Source organism: Tunturiibacter gelidiferens (assembly GCF_013410115.1).
Taxonomy (GTDB): Bacteria; Acidobacteriota; Terriglobia; order Terriglobales; family Acidobacteriaceae; genus Edaphobacter; species Edaphobacter gelidiferens.
Window position 1 is genome coordinate 1,556,279 of sequence record NZ_JACCCV010000002.1, and the last position, 24,245, is coordinate 1,580,523.

Consider the following 24,245-nt stretch of genomic DNA (forward strand, 5'->3'; position numbering starts at 1 on the left):
CAGCGATTTATCCCAAAGTGGCATTTTGGTATAACCGCTTCACCTTAAGTATTTTGCCAACCCGATAGAACAGTTGGTCTATCGGTATAACCAAGTACCCAGAACGAGAATCATCTGCCAGAATGGCAATTTCAACCCATGGCGTCCTGTATAGTGTTTCGACCACGACCACCCTTAGCGGTGGTCAGACGAAGGGGATGCCTATGTACAAAGTAGTTCGAACCGCGAGACTTTATGAGCAGATCGTGCAGCAGATCGAGCAGTCGATCCAGGAAGGAAAGCTGAAACCGGGGGACCAGCTGCCGGCAGAACGGGAGTTAGCTCAGGAGTTTGGTGTCAGCCGCACGGCTGTGCGCGAAGCAGTGAAGACCCTGAGCGAAAAGGGGCTGGTCGAGGCGTACTCAGGCCGCGGCACGTTTGTCAGCACTGGAAAGTCCCAGGCCATACGCCATTCCCTGAACTCCTTTCTCAAGAGCGGCGACCTCGAAGACTCTGACTACGTTGCTGAGATGCGCGAGATTCTGGAACCCGAGTTCACGGCACTTGCCGCGACGCGTATTGAAGAACAGCACCTGGTCATGATGCGAGAGGCCGTGGCGGTGATGGACCGCAGTATGAAGAATCCCGATGCTTATATCGAAGCCGATCTCGACTTCCATTTAGCGCTGGCCGAAGCCGCTGGAAATCCACTCATCTTGTCTTTGCTTGATTCTCTCGTGGGTGTCCTGCGGGAGCAACGGCTGGGAATTTTTTCTGTCACTGGTGGGCCGGAGCGCGGTCAGGTCCATCACAAACTAATCCTTGAAGCGATCGAAAAGCGGAGTGCCAGCAGTGCACGCAAGGCGATGCGTGCTCACCTGCAACAGGTGCACCAGGATTCGAAGGTTTCTGCAGTTATGAAAAGTAAATCACCTAAGGGGCATTCCTCTTAAAACGAAAGGCAGAATCGAATGGCGAACCTCGGCTTTATTGGCCTCGGAGTAATGGGCAGTGAGATGGTGGACAGGCTCCTGGCGAAGGGCCACTCGGTGACCGGGTACAACCGGACACGGTCCAAAGCGGAACGACTTATCGCGAAGGGAATGAGATTCGCAGAGTCTCCGCGCGAGGTAGCCGAAGCAGCCGATGTCGTTCTCTCTATGGTGACGAACGGCCCCGCATTGAAAGGTATCGCAGAAGGCCCGAACGGCTTCCTCGCTGGCCTCAGCGCAGGAAAGATCCTGGTCGACATCAGCACCGTTGGGCCGGATCTAAGTCGCGAGATCGCGGAAAAGGTCCGGGCTCTTGGTGCAGACATGCTGGATGCTCCTGTCTCCGGAAGCGTTATTACTCTTCAGCAAGGCAATCTCTCCGTGATGGTAGGCGGAAGAGCTGAGACCTTCGAGAAGGTCAAGCCGATTCTGTTGGATATAGGTCCCAAGGTGACGCTCGTCGGCGGCAATGGACTGGCGCTGTCCATGAAGATTGCTTCGAATCTGAGCCTTGCCGTGCAGATGCTGGCCTTCTCCGAAGGCGTGCTGCTGGCCGAGAAGAGCGGCATCAAGCGCGAAGTTGCCGTGGACGTGCTCACTCACAGCGCCATCGCCTCTCCCATGATCAAGTACCGCGGTCCCTTCGTTCTTCAACAGCCGGAGGAGGCTTGGTTCGACGTAAACATGATGCAGAAGGATATGTTGCTTGCGCTGGATCTTGGACGGCAGCTGAATGTGCCGCTCCCTACCACTGCGGTTACCAATGAATTTCTAACTGCTGCACGGGCCATGAACTGGGCCAAGCTGGACTTCGCCGTAATCTTCGATGTTCTCGCGAAACTATCTGGCATCGACACAGGAGTTGGAAGATGACACCCCAAACCGCAGAAGCCGTAAACACGTTCAGCAAAGAACTGGCGCTCCACTCCTATCGCCAGATGTTGCGCATCCGCATGTTTGAAGAGCAGGTGAATGAACTCTATACGCGTGCGTTGATGCCTGGGCTCGCTCACTTGTACAGCGGCGAAGAAGCCATTGCAGTCGGAATCTGCGAAGCTCTCAAAAAAGAAGACTACGTCACCAGCACACATCGTGGGCACGGGCACTGCTTAGCCAAAGGCGCAACACCAAATCTCATGTTTGCTGAGCTGCTAGGCAAGGAAGCGGGATACTGCCATGGCAAAGGCGGCTCGATGCACATCGCCGATCCCGCCACCGGCAACCTGGGCGCAAATGCGATTGTCGGTGGCAGCATGGGCATCGCTACAGGTGCTGCCTTCTCCGCAAAGTACCTGAACAACGGCCTGGTTGCCGTTTGTTTTTTTGGCGAAGGAGCGCTGGGGCAGGGCCTGCTCTACGAGGTACTAAACATCGCCCAGCTCTGGAAGCTTCCTGTGATCTACGTCTGCGAAAACAATCTCTACAACGAGTACACGCACTACAGTGAGACCACAGCGGGAGACATCTGCGCTCGCGCCACCGCATTCGGCGTGAAGGCCGAGAGTGTGGATGGCCAGGACGTGCAGGCCGTCTACAGTAAGGCGAAGCAGCTCATTGACGCTGCGAGAGCCGGCGACGGGCCGGCTTTTCTTCTCTGCAATACGTATCGCTACACCGGCCATCACGTGGGCGACATTAACCGCGACTACTACCGCACCAAGCAGGAAGAACAGGAATGGAAGACGCGCCGGGATCCCATCCTGCTTCATGGCGAACGGCTCCTCCAAGAAGGGCTCACCGATAAAGCTACGCTTGACGCGCTTGAGAGTGAAGTTCGAGAAGAGATGAAATCCGCTGTGGAGTTCGCCATCGCCGCCCCATACCCAGCATTAGAAGAAGTGGAGATGCACGTCTATGCCTGAGACTACTGACCGTGAACTGACCTTTGCCCAAGCTGTAAGGGAAGCTCTCGCCGAAGAGATGCGTCATGACTCGCGAGTCTGCATCCTTGGCGAAGACGTGGCCGAAGCTGGAACCCCTTTCAAAGTATTGTCTGGACTGGTCGAAGAGTTCGGCACGAATCGTGTCTTCGACACACCCATCTCGGAGGCCGGGTTTACCGGCATAGCCGTCGGCGCTGCCATGACTGGGATTCGTCCCGTCGTCGACATCATGTTCGGGGACTTTCTTACCCTGACGATGGACCAGATGGTCAATCAGGCTGCGAAGATCCACTACATGTCGGGGGGCAAGTGGAAGGTGCCGATGGTTCTGCGCACAACACTCGGAGCCAGCCGGCGCTCTGCCGCTCAACATTCACAGTCTCTCCACGCATGGCTATGCCACGTGCCCGGGCTGAAGGTTGTGATTCCATCTACTCCAGCTGACGCGAAAGGCCTTTTAAAGACCGCGATTCGCGACGAGAATCCGATCATCTTCTTCGAAGACAAGATGATGCACCACAAGCTAAAAGGCCCCGTGCCGACCGGCGAATACACCATCCCTCTCGGAGTTGCGGATATAAAGCGCGTCGGCAAAGACATCACACTGGTAGCGACCAGCAGCATGGTGCAGGTAGCACTGGGAGCGGCAGATATGCTCGCGGAGATCGGCATCAGCGCAGAGGTTGTCGACCCGCGAACTCTCTGGCCGCTGGATGAAAAGACGCTCATCGATTCTGCGAAGAAAACATCCCGGGCAATTGTGATTGATGAAGGGTACGGCCGCTACGGTGTGACCTCGGAGTTGGCATCAGTGATCTCGGAAGGTGCTTTTTATGATCTCGACGGCCCGGTGCTTCGCATGGGAGCAATGCACGTTCCCATCCCCTTCTCGCCCCCGCTTGAGGACCTGACCGTACCGACCGAGAAGGTGCTCTTTGATGCGGCGAAGAAGCTTTGTAGCAAATCGTAGGACCACGAACGGGAGAAGCAACAATGGCACAGCCGACATACGGAACCATGGGAGTTGATTGGGAGCAGCGAATCGATTTTGATCGTCTTCGTGTAGAGAGGCTTCAGCGCGCGAAGAACTTGCTTGCGAAGTCTGAGATGGGAGCGCTGCTCTGCTTCGACATGAATAATGTGCGTTATCTTACATCGACTCACATCGGCACATGGGCTCAGGATAAAGCGAACCGGTTCGTCCTTCTGCCGCAGAACGATGAGCCCATCCTTTGGGACTTCGGCTCCGCAGCGCGACATCATCAACTGCACTGTCCATGGCTCGGAGAACGCTCGCGGCCGGGTATCTCTATGCTGCGTGGAACGATGTCTCCAGAGCACGGCCGTGCGGAGGACGTCGCGAAGAAGATCCGTCTCGAATTGGAGATGCGGGGCCTCCATAAAGAGCCAGTAGGTATAGACATCATCGAACTACCAGTTTTGTTTGCCTTGCAGCGCGAGGGCATTACCGTCATCGACGGTCAGCAATTGATGTCCGAGGCCCGCGTGATCAAAACCAAGGACGAGATTGCGCTTCTCAATACCTCTGCCTCCATGGTCGATGCGGCCTACCACGAGCTTTACATGGCGATGAAACCGGGCATGCGGGAGAACGAAGCTGTGGGCCTGGTAAGCAAAGTGCTCTACGACCTCGGCTCAGAGTACGTCGAGGCGGTCAACGCGATCTCCGGCGAACGATGCAATCCTCATCCGCACGTCTTCTCCGACAGAATCATGCGCCCCGGCGATCCTGTCTACTACGACATCCTCCACTCTTACATGGGCTACCGCACGTGTTACTACCGCACGTTCTCGATCGGTTATTCGTCCCACGCAATGGTCGACGCCTATAAGAGATGCCGCGACTATCTGGACGCCGCGATTGATCTGATCCGTCCCGGCCGTTCGACGGGCGATGTCGCTTCGGTGTGGCCCAAAGCGCAAGACTTCGGCTTCCCCAATGAAGAGGCGGCCTTCGCGCTTCAGTACGGACACGGTATCGGACTCGCGATCTGGGAAAAACCGGTCATCAGCAGACTTGTCTCTTTAGATCATCCGCAGGAGATCAAACCTGGAATGGTCTTTGCTCTCGAGACGTTCTGGCCCTCGAAAGATGGCTGGAGCGCAGCACGAATCGAAGAAGAGATCGTTGTCACGGAGACCGGCCATGAGGTGATCACGCGCTTCCCTGCTGAGAAACTTCTGGTCGCTGGCGCTCATTACTACACAGTCAGCGGTCCGCTTCCCACGGTGCGAGAGACAGAAGTAGAACCCAGTTCGGACGTTCGCAACCTGGTTGCATCCAGCGCACAAAAAGAGAGGATCGGGAGCTAACGCTGCGGCCTTAGGGTCATGCGTATCCCAATAACTTATGGCTATCAGCGTCGTAATGCCCGCACTCGAGATGGCGCAGGAGACAGGGAAACTCGTCTCCTGGCTCAAAAAAGAAGGCGACAAGGTCTCGAAAGGGGACTTGTTGCTTGAGATCGAAACAGACAAGGCCGTAATGGAAGTCGAAGCCTCTGCCGACGGCGTTCTCGGTGGGATCACTGGCGAAGTGGGCACAGACATTCCGGTCGGCCAGACTATCGCCTGGATTCTAAGTCCGGGAGAGGAGGTGCCAGCGGAGGCGAAGCCTCAGCCGCAGACGGCCACTCCAGTTACAGAAGCAATCCAGAGCTCCGATGAATCTTCTCCGCAATCATTATCTGTTAACTCCACCGCAAGAGTCTCTCCGAAGGCGCGCAGGCTCGCGAAAGAGAACGGCATCGATCTCAACTCCGTGCGGGGCTCAGGCGATGGCGGAGAGATTCTTGCCTCCGACATACAAGCGCTGGTAGACGGCAAGGACTCTCACACTTCCGCGGTTCAACACGAATCTCTCTCTTCCATCGGCCGTCTCATGGCCGAACGAACGGTGCAGAGCTGGACCACAGTCCCCCACTTCTTCCTGCAACGGGAGGTGGATGCGACCGCGTTGAATTCGCTGCGAGCCGCTCGCGGGGCTGAAGTCGAGCAATCCTCTGGAGTGAAGCTCACGCACACCGACATCCTTGTAGCGCTCGTGGCTCGCGCCCTCGCCCGGCATCCTCGCGTCAATGCAAGCTGGATCGAGAACGGAGTCCGTCTCAACTCCGACGTCAACGTCTCCATCGCGATGGCGGTCGAGGACGGCGTCGTAGCACCCGTGGTCCACAACGCAAATACTGCGACGCTGGCTGAGATCGCCAAGCAACGTCGCGAACTGACGGACAGAGCGAAGGCGGGCCGCCTCCGACCCACGGACTTTGCAGGGGGGACCTTCACGGTCAGCAATCTCGGGATGTTCCACATCGATTCCTTTTGCGCCATCATCACTCCACCACAGGCAGCAATCTTAGCGGTGGGTCAAATCGTCGAGAGAGCAGTCGCCGTGGATGGAGTCATCGTTGTGCGGCCAATCTTCAGCCTGACGATCTCCTGCGACCATCGTGTGTTGGACGGGGCAAAGGCTGCGACTTTCCTGCATGACCTTGCTGAGTCGATCCGTGAACCCGGCCTTTGGCTGAAGTAGTGCCTCTGACATTGAGAGGCGCGCGACCTAGGCATGGACTTTCACGGACGACCGCAGGATGAGGCATAAAAAATGGAAAGCGTCAGTGTAGAGCAGCTCCCTGTAAGTGCAGGGACTGAATCGAAGGGTAAAACCCCTTTTTATTTTACTTTCTGGTTCCAGGTTCTCGTTGCTGTTGCGTTGGCGATTTGCTTGGGCTACTTCAGTCCTGCTCACGCCATCGCCATGAAGCCGCTTGGGGACGGCTTCATCCGCCTGATCACGATGATCATCACGCCGATCATCTTCTGCACCGTCGTCTCGGGCATAGCCGGCATGCAGGACTTGAGGAAGGTCGGCCGCGTTGGCGGCAAGGCGCTGCTCTACTTCGAGGTCGTCTCGACAATCGCGCTCTTGATAGGGCTTGTAGTGGGCAATGTGGTGCATCCAGGGGGCGACTTCCGCGTCGATCCAGCCTCTCTCGACGCCAAGGCCGTCTCCAGCTATGTGGGCCAGACCAAAGCCATGGGCGTCACCGATTTCCTGATGCATATCATCCCAACCACAGTGGTCGACGCCTTCGCCAAAGGAGACATACTGCAGGTGCTGCTGGTCGCCCTGCTCTTCGGCTTTGCCCTGTCCTCGCTGGGGAAGCGCGCGACCCCCCTGCTGGCGCTGCTCAACACGGTGACGCAGGCGGTCTTCGCCGTCGTCAACATGCTCGTGCGCCTCGCTCCGATCGGCGCCTTTGGTGCGATGGCCTTCACCGTAGGCAAGTACGGCATCGCCTCGCTGGGACCGCTGCTCAAACTGATCGCGACGTTCTATCTCACCTCCATCTTCTTTGTCGTCGTTGTGCTCGGCGGCATTGCGCTGGTCGCGGGCTTTAACATCTTCAGGTTCCTGATCTATATCAAAGAAGAGATTCTCCTGGTGCTCTCGGTCGTCTCCTCCGAAGCTGCCATGCCTACGCTGATGGAGAAGCTCGAGGCGGTAGGCTGCTCCAAGGCGCTCGTGGGGCTCGTGGTGCCGACCGGTTACATCTTCAACACGGACGGCACCGCGCTCTACATGACCCTCGCCGCTCTATTTGTCGCACAGGCTACTGGAACCCACCTCACGCTCATGCAGCAGCTCACCATCTTTGCCGTTGCCATCCTCACCTCAAAGGGCGCCAGCGGTGTGCAGGGAGCATCCTTCATCGCCCTGGTCGCCACCTTGTCCGTGGTGCCGACGATTCCAGTGGCTGGCATGGCGCTCATCCTCGGCATCGACCGCTTCATGGCGATGTTCCGCGCAGTGGTCAACATGATCGGCAGCGGCGTGGCAACTCTGGTCATCGCGCGCTGGGAAAACGAAGTCGACGCTGCCACGTTGGGCAGCCGCATGTAGTGCAAAATTCGCTTTTTAGGAGGGGCCATGGCTCACGCAGTCATCAAGCTCGAAGAAAACAACTTCTCCATTCCCGAAGGTTATAGCCGACATGCCAAGGGCTACTCGCGAGTCCCGTTCATCGACCATTCGACCTCTGCGGCGGCCGTTCACATGGCACATCAAATCGTCCAACTCGAACCCGGCGGCTATCTCGAGCAGTGCGTGCTCGCCTACGAAAAAAGCTTTTATATGCTGGAAGGTGAGATGGACATGATGATGGATGGCCGGAGCTACCGCATGGGACCCGGTGATTACGCCCTGGTCCTCGTAGGGTCAGCACATGCGATGAGATCAAGCAGCGGCAACGGCGCACGCTGGATGGAGATGATTGCTCCACAGCCTCTGGCCAAGGCCGTAGGGCAGGATACCTTTTTCGTTGGCGACTTCGATTGGCCCGAGAAGATCGAGCGCTTCGATAAAGGGGACGCTCGCACCCGTTTTGTGGGGCACTTTGAAGATGCCCAACTGCCGCCGCCCGGCAACCTGCAGATGGACGGATACACCGGAGACGGTGCGCGCCTGATCAGCCAGAAGATGATGGTCGATCGCAACTTTGGATCGGCCCACATGACAATGTTCGTCGTGGAATTTGCGGAAGGCGGCGGTGGTTCACACCACACACATCCCTTCGAGGAGTCGTACTACTTTGTTTCGGGCATGGCCGATTGTGAATTTGAAGGCAAGAAGTACATCGTAGAGCCCGGAACGTTATGTTGGACCGGAGTCGGTGCGAAGCACGCAATCTACACGCGAGGATCGGAACCACTCCGGTTCATTGAGACGCAGACGCCTCAACCTCCAGCGCGTCAGGCCTTCCGGTTCGATTCTGAGTGGCGCATAATGCGTGAAAGATATCCGGACTGACAGGTGCGGATCGAGTACCAATCTTCTTCCGGTGCACAGCGCCGTTGTCCGTGCAGCCGTGAAGATGATTGGCAATGGAGTGGCAACGTTGGTGATAGCACGATGGGAAAAAGAGGTCGATAAATCAACGCTCCGCATCCATCTGTGACGGATTATTGTTTTCTCGTGAGAGAAGACCACTCGTGAACAAAATCCGCCCGTTTCGCAAAAAAACAACCGTGATCCACAATAAGAAACAGTGATGGGCCTGGTCAGCGAGACCAGACCCATCACTTGAGGAACGTCAAGCCGCTGAGCTCAGGCGATTGGACTCTCCAGTATCTGAGCCAGCGCATGCAGCCGTCTGGCATCCTCTGGGTTCTTTGCGTCCGAGGCGCTCGTTTCGACGGACGCCGCCATGCCATGCAGCTTTGCCAGATCCTTCTTGCCAAGGTGCGACCTCTGCGTCCGCACAATCGCCTTATTCAAATCAGCAATCCGCTCCGACGACAGTGCCTGCGAGCGCCCCAGCTGATCGAGATACGCTCGCGCCACCGTCAACTGAGACGGCCACGCGACCTTCTGCTGGTTCTGTACGTTCAGCTCGCTGACCTTCACAAGGCTGGCAGCATCGATCTCATTCTGCGTTAGAAATTTGCTCGGCACCAGCTTGAACACATCGAGTCCGCGCGCGATCTCCGACCCATAGATGTAGCCGTTGTACCAATATGCAGACCAGTCTCCTCCCAGGATCAGTGTGTTGGCATCGACGGGTCCACGATCAAAGTAAGCGATCTCGTACGGATGCGCAGCGTCCGTAAAGTCCATCACCGAAATACCGCCCTGATACCAGGCTTGTACTTCGATATCGCGACCGGGAACCGGTATCAGCGAGCCGTTGTGAGCCACGCAGTTTTCCGTCTCCGTCTGGGCAGCCGGCATCTTGTAGTAGCTCGCGAACGACAGCTTGTCGTCCTTAAGATTGAAGATCGCATCCGCTCCCCACTTGTTCGGATCCGTCGGACGGCAACGCGGCTGCAAACCGCCGCCCCACTCATCGGTAAACACCACCTTCGTTCCATCGTTCGAGAAGGACGCCGAGTGCCAGTATGAGTAGTTCGGATCGTTCACCGCATCCACACGCTTCGGGTGCACAGGGTCTTTGATGTCGAGCAGAATGCCATTCCCCGAACAAGCCCCAGCCGCGAGTCCCAAAGCCGAATACACCGTGATGTCATGGCACTGGTTGGTGTCCGCAGGCTTCTCAGCTTTCTGATCGTGGCTTCCACCATTGTTCAGGCCATTCAGAGCGCCCGTGCGCGGATCGATAAAGACTCGCGGACTCGAAACCACCTTAGCCTGCTGCGGCGCGGCAAGCGGCACCTTGATCACGTCGATCCGAAACAGCGAAGTGTTCGGATCCTTGTCCGGCTTCTCCTCCCTCGAGCAACCCGCAAGCTCCTCACTCTGCCTTACAAACGACGTCCCCGAAACATAGATGTAGACGTTGTCCTTATCGTTCGGATCCACCACCAGCGTATGCGTGTGCGATCCGCGGCAGGTCTGCACCGCCGCCACCTGCTTCGGATTCTTGATGTCCGAAATGTCAAAGACCCTCACACCGCGAAAGCGATCCGGGCTCGCCGTCGGGATCCGATGATCCTTTTCATGCCCCGGCTCCGGTGGAGGCAGCGGCGGAAATCCCTGCACGCCGCAGTCCAGCCGTCCATTCGGCATCTCCACTGACATGAATAGCAGATTTCCATACACCGAAACATCGCCCTGCCCTCCCGGACACACCAGCGACGTGATCAGTGACACCTTCGCCGGGTTCGAGATGTCGTAGAAGTTCACGCCATAGAAGTTGCCTTGGAACAAGTGTGTTCCCTGAAACGCAAAGTCGGAGTTTGCGAAGGCCAGCTGCGCGATCACAAGCTGCATCGGCTTCGGCATCTTCGCCCTGTTGCTCACGCCTATCAGATCTAGACTCTTCTGAACCGCGGGATCGTCTGGATTAGTAGACGACAGTTGAAATGCGTTGGGCTTCTTCACAAACGCAAGATGCTCCATCCCCATCGCAGTTTCGCCCGCGTCATATAGTCCCGGCTTCAGCCCCACGCGCGGATCGTTCGTCATCGACCCCGTCATGCCCGGCGGCAGCGGCACAGCCGGTTGCGGCATAAACGGATTTTCCTCTTCCTCTGGAGCAGCCTGCGCTGCCGGAGCGGCTGGAGCCTGCGCCCACAAAACTCTAAAGCTCGAACACACCAAAGCCGCGCCAAAGGCCACACCGGCCAAACGGAAAGCGAGTGACTGCGTACGGTTCATCTTTTCTCCTTCAACATGTCCTGCATTATTCCGATCTCGGCCCTTTGCGTATTGTCAGCATCCGTCGCGAAGTCGAACAGGTCGGCATCCTGCCCCGCGCCCGGCGTATCGAACAGCTGCTTGACCATCACCAGCGCCCCGTTGTGGTGCTGAATCATCCCCGTCAAAAATAGCCGGTCGAACTCCGCGCCCTTGGCCTGCCGCAGCGCCTCCATCTGCTTCGGCGTCAGCATCCCCGGCATCGCCTGCATGGGAGCGCCACTCTTTTCCATATCCGGCATCCCCGGCATCGCCATCGATACGGGCTCTCCGCGCGCCACAAGCCACCGCTTCATAAACTTCATCTCATCCGCCTGCGAAAGGCCGATCCGCGCCCCCAAAGAGCGAATCTCCTTATTCTCCGTGTGTGACGGAATCAGCGCCGTCATCTCCACCGCCTGCCCGTGATGCATGATCATGCCCTGCATAAACTCCACATCAGCCTGCGACCGCTGTGGCGCCTGCGCCATTGTAGAAGATGGCAGCTGTCTGCTTGGAGTTCCCGGAGCGCCCGGCTGCACCACCACCGGCGCCGAGACTGGCTGGGTTTGCTGACCATAAACCGCGGCGGCCGACAAGCTGCAAAGCACCACAGTCGCCAGCCATCCACCGAGTGCTGTGGTCGCGGTCGCCCTGGTCAGCGGGTTGCGGCTCCAATCAATAGAATCGAGTCTCAATCTTCCCATCGCACCGGGCAACTTTCGTTCTCCCACGGTATCATGGCGGCTGCGAGTCGCAAGTGGGAAAGCCATGCGCCAGAGCGCTGAGAGGGAAACTGCGTACTCGGCTCCGGAGGAATCGAGTACGCGCACCTAAGATCGCCGTCACCAGCGAATCCCCCCGCGACTTCCATCAAAAGAGGAGTGTCACACCCATGAAGGTTCTCTCTATTCAAATGCGATTCTTCAGTAAGCTCGCCCTCATCGCAGCCTCTCTGCTGGCACCGTCTCTCCAGGCACAGCAGCCTCCGTCGTACCCGGAAGAGCAGCATCTGCGCAGCCGTCTCTTCGTCTACGACCTGCACACCGGCTCCTCGCATCTGGTCTACACGGCCGACTCCATATGGGAGGCGCCAAACTGGTCCCCCGACGGTAAGTACCTCATCGTCAACTCCGGTGGGGCCATCTACAAGTTCGCGCTCAAGCAGGACGGCACCGCCGAGCCAGCAAAGCTCGCGATCCCCGCCGACTATCAGTGCAATAACGACAAGGCCATCTCGCCCGACGGCACAAAGATTGCCTTCTCAGCCACCGTCCCACCGAACAAAGGATCGCAGGTCTTCCTCGCCGACGCCGATGGCAACAACGCAAAGCTGATGACGCCCGACTCTCCCAGCTACTTTCACGGCTGGTCGCCCGACAGCGGCACGCTCGCCTTTGTCGCCCAGCGCAACGGCAGCGGCCAATTCGACATCTACGGCATGCCCGCCGCCGGTGGACCCGAGAAACAATTCACCTCCAACCCCCACCACGACGACGGTCCCGACTACTCTCCAGACGGCAAGTGGATCTACATCAACTCCGACCGCTCCGGCAAAGAGGCCGTCTGGCGCTTCCCCGCCGAAGGCGCAGGCCACAACGACGAGAAGGCCGAGATGGTGGTCAGCGACGGACTCGAAGACTGGTTCCCCCACATCTCGCCCGACGGCAAAAAGTTGGTATACATCGGCTACCCCGCCGGCACGCCCAACCACAACCCCCGCAACGTCTCCATCGAACTAAAGCTGGTAGCAATCGACCACGACAAAGTAGCGGCCACTCAAAAGAAACTCATCCAGGCTACCGGCGGCCAAGGCACAATGAACGTCAACTCCTGGTCCCCCGACTCCACCCGCTTCGCTTACGTCACCTATGAGGCCCTACAATGACTGCGCGCTCAGAGGATCGCACTCCCTGGTCGATAGATCGGCTTCTCGGAATGTATCGGTAATTCTGATTCCGAATTGACGGGGGTGCAGGAAGCGAGCAGAATCGGAAAACACAGCGCGAAAGAAGTGAGCGACGGTGAAACGAACGTCTCAGTGGGGCCCCAATTCTTCACACAGGAGACCTAATGGCCATGGCCCACATCTCGCTTCTCCCATTCTCTTTAACTGCGGCACTTTTGGTTGTCGCACCTGCTGTTCAAACTCAGACCCGACCGAATATCCAGCCGAATCTCCAGCCGAACTCCCAGCCTAAGACTAAAGCTCCACAAGGGGTCGAGGTCCAGCTCTCCTCCGCGCAAACCGCCCTCGTATTCGAGCCCAATCGTGGTCAGGCATCTTCGAACTACCAGTGGATAGGCCGCGGTGCCGGATTCAGGCTCGGAATAACTTCCGATGGCGCCACACTCGAGTTTGGTGAGCGCACTGCCGCAAAGTCTTCGAAACCGCTCTTTCCCAATGCGTCTCAACTCAGCAAGGTCCAGACGAAGCAAAAGAGCGCACAAAGCACTCTGGTGAAACTGCATCTCACGGGCAGCGACGGCTGGAAGCCGATGGGGACGAAGCCAACTGGCGGCGTCAGTAACTACTTCATCGGAAAGATGCCGGCGGGTTGGCACACTGATATCCCTCACTACGAACAGGTCAAAGTCCCGAGTGTTTATAAAGGCGTCGATCTCATCTTCCATGGCGACGAGAGCGAACTGGAATACGATTTTGTTCTGGCCCCCGGCGCCGATCCGAGGCAGATTCAACTCCAGTTCGAAGGAGCAGCAAGCCTGGAGGTGGACAAGGCTAATGGCGACCTGGTGCTCGCTACGCCGAACAAGATTCAGCTTCGTCATGCCCAGCCCAAAATCTATCAGGAGGTGGATGGGAAAAAGGTACCCGTCAAGGGGGGATTTCGGATTTTGAAGGGAGATACCGCCGGATTCACAGTCGAAAAATATGATCCGAAGAAACCACTTGTGATCGACCCGACGATCTCGTTTGTCACGTTCCTCGGTGGGTCCGATACCGATACCGCGAGTGCAGTGGCCGTCGATGGCCTAGGTGACACCTACGTTACTGGACAGACTTATTCCGGTAACTTCAACGTCGTTGGAGGCATCATCCAGGGCAGCAGGTCCGGCGACTCAGACGCATTTGTAACGAAACTGGGCACACACGGCAACATCCTCTTTTCGACCTATCTGGGCGGTGGCGACAACGACGCAGGCAACGGAATCGCAGTCGATGCCAGTGGTGTTTACATCGGCGGCCAAACCCACTCGGATGACTTTCCTCTCAGTCAGCCCTTGCAATTTGCAAAAAAAGGCGACGCTACCGTTTTTGTTACCAAGCTATCGCCATCAGGCAACCGCCTCGTGTACTCGACCTACCTCGGCGGCTCGAACGGCGAGAACGGTGGAGCGATTGCCATTGATGCGTCTCAATCGGCCTACGTGGCGGGATTCACGACGTCGACGGATTTTCCAGTTGTGAACGGCTATGAATACTATCCCGGAGGCGCCGTCAGCGGATTTGTCGCGAAGCTCTCGCCCAACGGCGCCTCGCTCATGTACTCCACTTACCTGGGCGGATCGGACGTCGATTCCATATCCGCCATCGCAGTCGACAACTCGCTTTCGGCCTACGTGACTGGCGAATCGGTTTCGCATGATTTTCCCTATGCCGGTTACCAGTCAACGATGTTTGGAGGGTCGCCTTCGGCATTTCTTACCAAGCTGAGCCCCGCGGGCGACTCGCTCATATACTCAACATCCCTCAGCCTGGAGACAACCATCGGCACTGGAGTGTCCGTAGACCCTGCCGGAAACGCCTACGTAGCGGGAACCTTCTGCTCGCCGTGTCAGGAGTCGGCTGCAGACTTTGCGTTCGTCGCGAAGGCCTCGCCCCAGGGAAAGCTGACCTACCTCAGATATCTTTCGGGGTCGGATGGCAGCTCTGATGGACAGGCGATTGCAACGGATGCAGACGGAGACACCTGGGTCGCGGGCAACACATCCTCAACCACGTTCCCCGGTGCTCCCCCAATTACGCCGAACCCCACTGCAGGCTTTCTGGTGAAACTCGATAAAGACGGAAATGGCCCACTCTATACGGTCTTCCTCGGGGCGCAAATCAGTGGCGTGGCGGTGGTGAAGCCTGCGGAACGGTTGGGCGGGATCATTACCTATCCGACCATTTACACGGCAGGCACCCGGTTCACCGGCGGGAAGAGCGCTTCGAATGAAGACGCCTTCGTAGTCAGGTTGGATGAGACTCCCGTGATTGAGAACGCTCCTTAGCCGCCTGGACTTCTAGCGAAAGAAGCCCAAATCGGAAAAACTCAAAATAAATCCGAAATCCGTGGCGCATTTTTCGAGCCCGGAAAACTGGCTGCTTAAACACCACGTTTACCACGCAAAACACCACAAACTCACCACCAAAACACCACGTTTTTGCACCCGTTTTTTGCCAAACCCCCCGCAAAATCGAGGAAACGCCACGCCAAAAAAATTACTGCAACATACTTCCTTATTCAAGCTGCGTCTCGCCCCTTTTTCGGCAAAATGACGTCCCCGGCGAAGACCTTCCCGGCCGTTGAACTCGAACCTCCTAAACTGTGTGACAACAATTGACTTGCAGAAAGCTATGGTTTAGCTTCATGGCGGCGTCGCCAGAAGCATTCTTGTACGTCCGAAACGGAACGTCGTAGTTGCTCCCGGTACTCCAACTCTAAGCCAACCGCTCCGATGGTGACCAAACAGGAAGCGGGTTGCGAGTTCTGAACCGGGCCTAGTACGACGTCATGGTTACGATGAATTTCTAGATTGATCTCCTTCCCTTCTCTAGTGTCGATTGAGGAGTCACATGCTAAGGACAACTCTCACATCCGCGTCAATCTCGCTGTTTGCCGCTCTGTGCGCAGGTGCGGCAGCCAGCTCAGCACAAACCGCAAACTACGCTGGGGTCGTCACTACGCTGGAGACCGGCTTGAATGTTGTACAAGGAGTCGCGGTCGACGCGAGCGGAAACGTCTACATCGCCGCTGATTACCAGAGCTCAATAGAGGAGCTCGTAGCGGTGAATGGCAGCATACCGGCCAATCCAAAGATCGTGAAACTAGGCAGCGGCCTGAGCGACGCAAGAGGCGTAGCGGTGGACAAAAGCGGAAACGTCTTCGTCGCTGATTTAGGGGACCACACCGTAAAGGAGATCGTGGCGGTCAATGGCACCATCCCATTGGATCCAACTATCAGGACGCTCGGCAGTGGATTTTCCGCACCTCATGGCATCGCTATGGACGGCAGCGGGAACGTCTATGTCATCGATTCCAGCCAAAGTACCGTGACAGAGATCCTTGCCGTCAATAACACGATTCCCACCAGTCCGACGATGGTGGCGATTGGTAGCGGCTTCAAGGGCGCCTATGGTGTCGCCGTCGACGCGAGCGCGAATGTCTACATCGCTGACACGGGTAACAGTGCGGTGAAAGAAGTTGAAGTGAACACCACCTTAGCATCACTGGGCAGCAGCTTCAGTCATCCGCAAAGTGTGGCGGTCGACGTCAGCGGAAACGTCTTTGTCGCGGACACCAACAACCGCGCCGTGAAAGAGATCGCAGCGAATGATTCATCTCAGGTCCTGACGATCGGAAGCGGGTTCTCCTCGCCCAAGGGGGTCGCGGTAGACAAATTCGGAAACATCTATGTTGCCGACTCGGGCACGGAGACCATCCAGGAGATTAGCCTAAAGCCCGGTATCTTCGGCTCCGTCGCCCTTGGGGCGACCGCTACGGCGACCCTGACATTCAACTTCAGCAGCCCCGGCTCCATTATGGCGCCTGGTGTTTTCACTCAGGGTGCTACAGGGCTCGACTTTACCGATGCAGGAACTGGAACCTGTACCATCCTCGGGACCAGCCACACCTATAACGCTGGGGACTCGTGCACGGTCGTCGTCACCTTCAAGCCAACCTACTCGGGCACACGATATGGCGCGGTCACACTCTCCAATAACTCCGGGACGGTAATTGCTACAGCCAATATCACAGGAATAGGAGACGGACCACAGGTAACCTGGAGACCCGGGACCAAGACTACGGTGGGCAACATAAACGCTCACAAAGCCCTGTATCCTACCAGCGTAGCGTTGGATGGAAACGGGAATGTGTACTTCGTCGATAGCGACACCACACTCTATGAAATCCTAGCGGATCATGGCCAGATATCGAATAATCCGGCGATGCGTACACTCGATTCCTTCGGCAGTGTTACGAGCCTCGCAATAGATGGAAGCGGTAACCTTTATGTCGCTGCAATAGGCATCATCGCCAAGATTGTTGCGGTTAATGGAAGCATTCCCGCTAACCCGAACGTGGTCTTCCTGACTAACGGCCCCAACGACGCGGCAGTCGCGGTAGACGGAGCTGGAAACATCTACTTTATGAGTGGGGGAGCCGTGCAGGAGATTGTGGCGGTCAACGGAACCATTCCGCCTGTCCCGGCGATTCCAACACCTGTGACACTAGCGACCGGATTTTCTGGTATGGGTCTGGCAGTAGATGGAAACGGCAACGTCTACGTCGCGGATCCCCCCGATCATCAGGTGAAAGAAATTGTGGCGGTGAACGGCGAGATCCCTCCAAATCCAACCATCCTTTCTCTGGGCGGCTTCAAAGCGCCGTTTGACGTAAAGGTAGACGGTGTCGGTAACGCCTATGTCGCGGATGAAAGTGCAGATGCGGTTTATGAGATGGTAGCCGTCAACGGGAGCGTTCTCGCCGATGCAAACATCCTTACTCTTGCCGACTCAAGCAGCGGCATTATTACGCCGTGGGGAGTTGCCGTGGATTGGAGCGGAAACGTATATGTTGCTGACTTTGCTATTTTTCACCCCCCATCTATAGGTCAGTTATACAAACTGGATTTCGCCGATGCTCCGAGATTTAACTTTCTCCCGACCACTCCTGGCCAGACGAGCAGTGACAGCCCACAGACCGCGACCATCGTCAACGATGGCAATGAGAACCTGATCTTCTCGCTACCTCTACAGGGAACCAATCCCAGTATCTCGAATCAGTTTGCGTTGGACAGTGGTTCAACCTGCCCGGAGCTGACCACTTCCAGTGCAGTGCCGGCAGCACTCGCCCCTGGGACCTCCTGTACCGAACTCGTTAGCTTTGTACCGGTCAGGACGGGTTCGATACCTGGTTCGCTCACCTTCATGGATAACGCAATTCCCTCCACCCAGACCGTGATACTCAACGGCAACGTAGAGCCTACCCTGCCGGCCCCTGTTATCACCCCGGCACCGGGGACTTACAACAGCGCGCTGACATTGACCATGACGGATACCGCACCCATCTACTACACAACCGATGGAACCGGACCCACGGTCAACTCGACTGTCTACATTGCTCCGATAACAGTCTCGAAGACGGAGACTGTGAAGGCGATAGCGATCGAGCCAGGATTCAAATCTTCTCCAGTGACCACTTACACCTACCATCTAGTGCCGGCAATTCCAGTGTTCAACCCTGTACCAGGAACCTATGGACCATCCCCGTTTACCGTCACTCTCACTGATACGACTCCAGGCGTCACCTTTTACTACACCACCGACGGCACCTTACCAACGACGGCATCGACGCTCTATACGGGGTCCATCACTGTGACGTCAACTCAGTTTCTACGCGCGATCGCCACTGAAACCGGATATAGCAATAGCGCAGTGGGCGCCGCAAAATATACCTACACGTCACCGACACCGGTAATCAGTCCAAATGGACAAGACTTCAAGGGCACGATCACGGTGACGATCACGGATGCGTCACCACTGGCGAAGATTTATTACACCTACGCAGGAAACAATCCTGAAGTCACTTCGATTCCCTACACCGGCCCGATTACTGTGTCGCGCAGCGAAATAATCAAGGCAATCGCAAGCGTCCCGGATGAGGCTAAGAGCGCGATAGCGGCGCAGATTTATACCCTAACGAAGTAGGAGCTAGCATCTCTCCGCTTGGTGGAAGGTCATACGGGCGATGTCAACACGGGCGGAGAGGAGATATTAGGTTTTGCTGATCCTCTGAGTTTAACTTCGCGCAGACTCCTGATCGGGAATGTGCCGGCGACTCAGCCTCCACCACGGCTATTCAGCCTGCTCGGTTCTGATGTGATTCGATAGTGGGGTCACCGTCTTATCTTGCGCTTCCCAAGAGCCAGAGATAGTAGGGATTTTTGTCGTCGGAAGCCATAACGCGCTGCATCGCCTGAGTCCATTGCTCTCTATCTCCATCGTAGGCGGCAATACCGCCCGCATAGAAATCCCAGAGGCTATCGCGTTGCCGGGCGACTTCCGCTCGCAGAACATCATCTCCCCCAATCAAGGGCGGCTCTGTGCGGAGAGCAAGCAACTTCGGCAAAGTGCTGGTGATTTCCTTTGGGCGCACCCATGACGCATATTCAATCCGGGGATCATCATCCGTCACCGGCCTGACGTTTGACGCATAGCGTTCAAGCCCTTCTCTTCCTGTGACCCAAGTTGCCATCAAAGCAGCCGGCGAAGAGATGCCGACCGTCTGTAGAGTTGTGCTTACGCTGCTCTGCGCAAAGCGCCTGGCGATCTGTGTTGTGTCCAGCTCGATCGGCGAATATGAACCGACTAGAAGCATCTCGTGCATCTCAGTGGTCCAGAGGGTTGCGTAGGGAAAGACATCCAAAAAACTGCGGACCAATGATTGAGTGTCTTTATCATTCTGCGTGGTGAGCGGCAACCACTGCGCAAAAAGGCCATTAAACTCGAGCCGCCTGCCCGCAAGCTTGTAGAAGTCGGTCGAGTAGAGGTTAACGACTCCTTCCGCTGAAGGTGGCGGCGGTTCCAATGTGATCAGGTCATAGCGCTCTGCCGTACGTAACAGCTCCTGCCGGCCGTCACCGATGCGAAGCTGCATGCGCGGATCTGACCCAGCCTTGTAATTTTCCGGGAAGAGGTCTCCTGCTCGCACCACCGCAGGAAGCAACTCGACACATACTCTTCGCTGCAGCCCGGGATAATGCAGGACTGCTCCAGCGGTGATGCCTGTGCCGAAACCGATCACTAATGCGGATTGTGTTTCGCCGTGGTGAATTATCAACGGCAGCATCGCCTGCAGGCGCATGTAGCGCAGAGATGGCATGGCATCGCCGGAGTTGGAAACACCCTGAATATAAAGCCGACGAAACACATTGTCGCCCGAGCGCTGATCTGCGACAGCAACCGTGCCACCTCCGCTTTCCTGATAGAAGATCAGGTTCCCTCCGCCACGCGTCGTGAGGAGCAGCCTAGCAAGACGATCGGGCGGCGTGAAGATCGCTCCCGCGACGGCAATCAATGCGACGACGCAGACGGCCAACCGCAGCTTCCCGCTCACGCTTAAGCCAAGCAGCACGACCAACGCACCTACTGTTGCGGCCGCAATCGCAAGCACGCTGAGCGTACGCACCAGTCCAAGCGTGGGCACAAGCAGAAAGCCCGTCAATAGGGTGCCTGCGATACCTCCAGCTGTATTGACCGCAAGAACCGTGCCAGCATCACGACCCGCGTGCTCGACACCAGCTGTCAATCGCAGAACAGCTGGAAACGCAGCTCCCAGCAATACCGTCGGGACGAAGACGATGCCAAGTGAGGCCACCAAAAAATGTGTGCACATGCGTGCAAATTCATTTCCGGCTACTGCGTAGACCAGATCGCCCGCTTCAATCTGCACTCGCAGCTGGCACAGGGTCAGAAGAGTTATTTCAAACTGCGCCACCAGCCCGGCTGCAGAGATGAGGAAACCAAATACTCCCCACGTGTCGCGGATTTTGTGGCTAAAACGGGCGTAAAGGGCGCTACCAACCACGAGGCCCGCGAGATAGGTCGCCAGCACCAACGAAAATGCAAACACTCTGGTGCTCATAAACTGAGGCATGGTCTGCGACCACACGACTTCATAGCCAAGCGCGATACCTCCGGCGATTGCATAGAGAGCAAGCGCCACGCGCGATTTGGATGGGGGACTTGCGGTTCTTACCTTTTCTTTGGCTGCCTCTGGAGAACTCATCGAGGCGCGCCGGACCAGTATCAACACTAGACTTGCCGCACCGAGATTCAAAGCGCCTGCGGCTAATGCCGTACCGCGAACTCCGAGCCACGGCAGGAAAACGAAAGAACTCGACAAAGCGCCGGCGATGCCTCCGGCCGTATTGGCGGCATAGACCCAACCTCCGGCTTGCGCGATTTGTCGGCGCCCCAGGGTCTGCGATCGAATAGCCACAGGCAGCGTTCCGCCCATCAGGAAGGCGGGCGCTCCCACAAGCAGAAAGGGAAGTACCCAGGCGAGAAGGCCAGCGTGAGTTTGAATTGTGATGAACGGTTCTGCCGAGTGGGCGAGCGCTATAGTCGCGACTACGCTTGCGAGAGCAATGCCAATCTCCAGCAGAGCATAAAGGAGGAGCGGCCTACTCCATCGGTCGACGAGATGGCCAAAGATCGCGCCTCCGGCAGCAAGTCCCGCGAAGAACGCGCTAATGGCGATCGTGATGGAATAGACTTCAATCCCAACCACTAAAGAAAGCTGCCTGATCCAGAGAACCTGAAAGATGATCGCCGCAGAGCCCGACAAGAAGAGAACGAATCCAAATAATAGAGTACGAAGGCGGTCCAAGAATCCGGCGCTTGCCTCTTCCTTCACTGGCTCCTTTCGTCTCCGCTTGCCACCTTTGTCTCTTCTATTGAGAACTGAAGGAAAAGCCGATTCTGCACGTGGCATGTCAGTCCTCTTAGCTTGAGAGGCCGAACTCGTTATGAGCATAAACCCGGTCTCCAACAGCAGTTATGCAAACCTTCAGTACGCTGTATCCGCGGGTTTTGTGAACCTCATTTCCCTCCGGCCATTGCTGCCTTTTGGTGTTCCAGCATCTTCAAAACCTGGTCGGGATCGACGCTGAAGCTCGCGGGTGCCTGACTTGGCGGATACTCTTTGAAAGTCTCCATAAACTCTATGCCACGAATCTGGCCCTGGATGGCCAGATAAACGTTGTGTACCGTCCAGTCGTAGTACTGGTCAGATGTGATGTCTGCTCTCTCATAGGGATCCATGCGAAGGTTGTAAATCTTCGGAAGTCGCAGGCACGTGAACGGATTTGCCCAGATCACGAGGTTGCCGGGCGCACGCTGCTCGCAGAAGACAAACTTCCAGTTTTCATGGCGCATGGCTACCAGTTGTCCATCGTCATCAAAATAGAAAAAGTCTTGACGGGGTGAGTGCGCCTCTTTGCCCTCGAGATAAGGAAGAATGTTGTAGCCGTCCAGATGGACCTTGTGCGCCATACCGCCGGGCCCTGTCCCCTTTAACAATTGCTCCTTGATGTTCGGATCGCCGGCTGCTGCCAGCAATGTCGGGAACCAGTCCAGACCCGAGACAATTTCATTCGACCATGTATTCGCCTTGATATGGCCTGGCCAGCGAATCATCGCTGGTACACGGAATGCACCTTCCCAGTTCGAGTCTTTCTCGCTGCGGAAGGGAGTCATCGCTGCATCCGGCCAACTGAACATGTTAGGACCGTTATCGGTGGTGTAGATCACGATCGTGTTATCGGCAATCTTCAAATCGTCCAGTTGCTTGAGCAGCTTTCCAACATCTTGATCGTGCTCCCACATGCCATCGGCGTAGTCATTGCCGGGCATACCGCTCTTTCCATGGAACTCAGGACGGATGTGCGTAAAGACGTGCATCCTCGTAAAGTTCATCCAGACAAAGAAGGGTTTGCTCGCTTTTACCTGCTTGTCGATGAATCCCATCGCTGCATTGGACGTCTCGTCGTCGATCGTCTCCATTCGTTTGATGTTCAGCGGACCCGTGTCTTCAATCTTTCCGTCGGCATAGGAGTGAATTACGCCACGGGGGTTGTACGCCTTCAGAAAGATGGGATCGTCTTTCGGCCAATAAGGCATCTCCGGCTCTTGCTCGGCGTTCAAGTGATAGAGATTACCGAAGAACTCGTCAAATCCATGATTGGTGGGCAAATACTCATCCCTATCGCCAAGATGATTCTTGCCGAACTGTCCAGTTGCGTAGCCCAGCGGCTTGAGAGCCTCTGCAATGGTGATGTCCCGCTTCTGCAGTCCCACCGGAGCCCCTGGAGCACCCACCTTGGTGAGGCCGACTCGCATCGGCGACTGTCCGGTAATAAAAGATGAACGACCTGCGGTGCAGCTATTCTCTGCATAGTAGTCGGTGAAAGTCATCCCTTCTTCGCCGACACGATCGATGTTTGGCGTCATGTAGCCGACTACGCCGTGTGTGTAACGGCTGATGTTTGCCTGTCCGATGTCGTCGCCAAAGATTACCAAAATATTCGGCTTGGCGGCTTGGGCGCTAGCTGGGCACACGAATAATTGGGCAAGACCGGCAAGTGCCAAGTAGCCCAAGGCTACGTGACAAATGGATCGGTTTACCCTTCGGGGCAAAGACCTCAGCAGTATCGAAAGCATGGCGGCTCCTTTTCTCGTCCTAACATCCACAACAGGGTCGTGCGAGAAACACCGAGGATGCAGTCTGGTTGTCAAGACTGGATCCTGTCTAGAGCAGCAGCTACCCTCGAACCGGATCTACTAGATCTCGCCGATCGGGAGAAGCCGTGAATTGCTAACCAGCGGGGCCGGGAAAGAGAAAGACTCAAAATGACCAAGAAAAAGATCTGGACGGAAAAGCAATGAACGCGGCTAATTTTCCATCATAGTGGCCGTCAAGTCAAGAATGCCCTTCCCTTGCTCGATGGTTAGCTTGAAAATATTCGCGGCGTGGGTCAGTTTCCCGGAGGGGCAAGCAGCAAGTTCGACGTGTCGCCAAGCGTGTCGCGTTGGATCAGGATGCTAGTGAGCCATCGGGAGCCTTCGGTCGGCCACCGTACCCTCCCTAACTCAACCGGCTTTGACAGTTTACGTCACGGCGAACGGCGCTGTTCGTGGATAGTGCAGCCAAAAATCCGCGATCAGCCGCTTCGGAAGACACAAAACGCGTCGAGCAATATGTTTGCCGGCGAGGCTTACAACGTAGAAACGCATCAGCAACGATCTGTTTCCCACCGATCGCAGCGAAGACGCGGATTGCTCTTTGGTCTACGGTCCGTGTGATATCCCGCGGACCGACCAGATGTTCTACAGTAACCCCTGAAAATCACGCCGGCGTGCAGATGTACACCGAATTCGTGCGCTTCGAAGTTGAACGACCGGTGTGCCAATGTCCGCGGTGTGGTGCCAGTATCCTTGCTGCTCAA

Annotated in this window: 15 protein-coding genes; 11 read left to right on the forward strand and 4 right to left on the reverse strand. The window is 56.6% G+C overall.

Annotated elements, in window-relative coordinates:
- Nucleotides 1-203 precede the first annotated feature (203 nt).
- The 8 genes from HDF12_RS18550 to HDF12_RS18585 all read left to right on the forward strand — a co-directional run bounded on the left by HDF12_RS18550 (nt 204) and on the right by HDF12_RS18585 (nt 8,684).
- On the forward strand, nt 204-932 hold the full coding sequence (locus tag HDF12_RS18550) for a FadR/GntR family transcriptional regulator (RefSeq protein ID WP_179585781.1): 729 nt from the start codon (nt 204-206) through the stop codon (nt 930-932).
- An 18-nt stretch (nt 933-950) separates the two neighbouring features.
- A complete protein-coding gene (locus HDF12_RS18555) occupies nt 951-1,844 on the forward strand; it encodes an NAD(P)-dependent oxidoreductase (RefSeq protein WP_179585783.1) in 894 nt (297 codons plus the stop codon).
- On the forward strand, nt 1,841-2,833 hold the full coding sequence (locus HDF12_RS18560) for a thiamine pyrophosphate-dependent dehydrogenase E1 component subunit alpha (RefSeq protein ID WP_179585785.1): 993 nt from the start codon (nt 1,841-1,843) through the stop codon (nt 2,831-2,833). The genes HDF12_RS18555 and HDF12_RS18560 overlap by 4 nt, the downstream gene beginning before the upstream one ends.
- Entirely contained in the window at nt 2,826-3,824 is a 999-nt protein-coding gene (locus HDF12_RS18565; protein WP_179585787.1) for an alpha-ketoacid dehydrogenase subunit beta, read from the forward strand. The genes HDF12_RS18560 and HDF12_RS18565 overlap by 8 nt, the downstream gene beginning before the upstream one ends.
- Nucleotides 3,825-3,847: 23 nt before the next feature.
- Complete coding sequence (locus tag HDF12_RS18570) at nt 3,848-5,188, forward strand: M24 family metallopeptidase (protein WP_179585790.1); 1,341 nt, start codon at nt 3,848-3,850, stop codon at nt 5,186-5,188.
- Nucleotides 5,189-5,225: 37 nt separating this feature from the next.
- Nucleotides 5,226-6,407 (forward strand): dihydrolipoamide acetyltransferase family protein, encoded by a 1,182-nt coding sequence (locus HDF12_RS18575; RefSeq protein WP_179585791.1) that lies wholly within the window; start codon nt 5,226-5,228, stop codon nt 6,405-6,407.
- Between the two features lie 72 nt (nt 6,408-6,479).
- The gene (gene dctA, locus HDF12_RS18580; protein ID WP_179585794.1) at nt 6,480-7,778 is read left to right on the forward strand and encodes a C4-dicarboxylate transporter DctA; all 1,299 of its coding nucleotides are present in this window, start codon (nt 6,480-6,482) and stop codon (nt 7,776-7,778) included.
- Nucleotides 7,779-7,805: 27 nt separating this feature from the next.
- Nucleotides 7,806-8,684: a cupin domain-containing protein gene (locus HDF12_RS18585; protein WP_179585796.1), complete on the forward strand. Its 879-nt coding sequence runs from the start codon at nt 7,806-7,808 to the stop codon at nt 8,682-8,684.
- Between the two features lie 297 nt (nt 8,685-8,981).
- Here the strand turns inward: HDF12_RS18585 and HDF12_RS18590 are convergent, their stop codons facing one another.
- The gene (locus tag HDF12_RS18590; RefSeq protein WP_179585798.1) at nt 8,982-10,991 is read right to left on the reverse strand and encodes an LVIVD repeat-containing protein; all 2,010 of its coding nucleotides are present in this window, start codon (nt 10,989-10,991) and stop codon (nt 8,982-8,984) included.
- The gene (locus tag HDF12_RS18595; protein ID WP_257025728.1) at nt 10,988-11,707 is read right to left on the reverse strand and encodes a DUF305 domain-containing protein; all 720 of its coding nucleotides are present in this window, start codon (nt 11,705-11,707) and stop codon (nt 10,988-10,990) included. Before HDF12_RS18595 ends, HDF12_RS18590 begins: the two co-directional genes overlap by 4 nt.
- A 197-nt stretch (nt 11,708-11,904) precedes the next feature.
- On the opposite strand from HDF12_RS18595, the gene HDF12_RS18600 reads away from it, so the two are divergent.
- The 3 genes from HDF12_RS18600 to HDF12_RS18610 all read left to right on the forward strand — a co-directional run bounded on the left by HDF12_RS18600 (nt 11,905) and on the right by HDF12_RS18610 (nt 18,945).
- On the forward strand, nt 11,905-12,897 hold the full coding sequence (locus HDF12_RS18600; protein ID WP_179585802.1) for a TolB family protein: 993 nt from the start codon (nt 11,905-11,907) through the stop codon (nt 12,895-12,897).
- Between the two features lie 185 nt (nt 12,898-13,082).
- Nucleotides 13,083-15,245, forward strand: a complete 2,163-nt coding sequence (locus tag HDF12_RS18605; protein WP_179585805.1) for a DUF7948 domain-containing protein — start codon at nt 13,083-13,085, stop codon at nt 15,243-15,245.
- A 565-nt stretch (nt 15,246-15,810) separates the two neighbouring features.
- Nucleotides 15,811-18,945: a chitobiase/beta-hexosaminidase C-terminal domain-containing protein gene (locus HDF12_RS18610; RefSeq protein WP_179585807.1), complete on the forward strand. Its 3,135-nt coding sequence runs from the start codon at nt 15,811-15,813 to the stop codon at nt 18,943-18,945.
- A 196-nt stretch (nt 18,946-19,141) separates the two neighbouring features.
- Here the strand turns inward: HDF12_RS18610 and HDF12_RS18615 are convergent, their stop codons facing one another.
- Together HDF12_RS18615 and HDF12_RS18620 are read right to left on the reverse strand one after the other, a co-directional pair.
- Entirely contained in the window at nt 19,142-21,733 is a 2,592-nt protein-coding gene (locus HDF12_RS18615; RefSeq protein WP_179585809.1) for a fused MFS/spermidine synthase, read from the reverse strand.
- A gap of 107 nt (nt 21,734-21,840) precedes the next feature.
- A complete protein-coding gene (locus HDF12_RS18620) occupies nt 21,841-23,388 on the reverse strand; it encodes an arylsulfatase (protein ID WP_179585811.1) in 1,548 nt (515 codons plus the stop codon).
- Between the last annotated feature and the right edge of the window lie 857 nt (nt 23,389-24,245).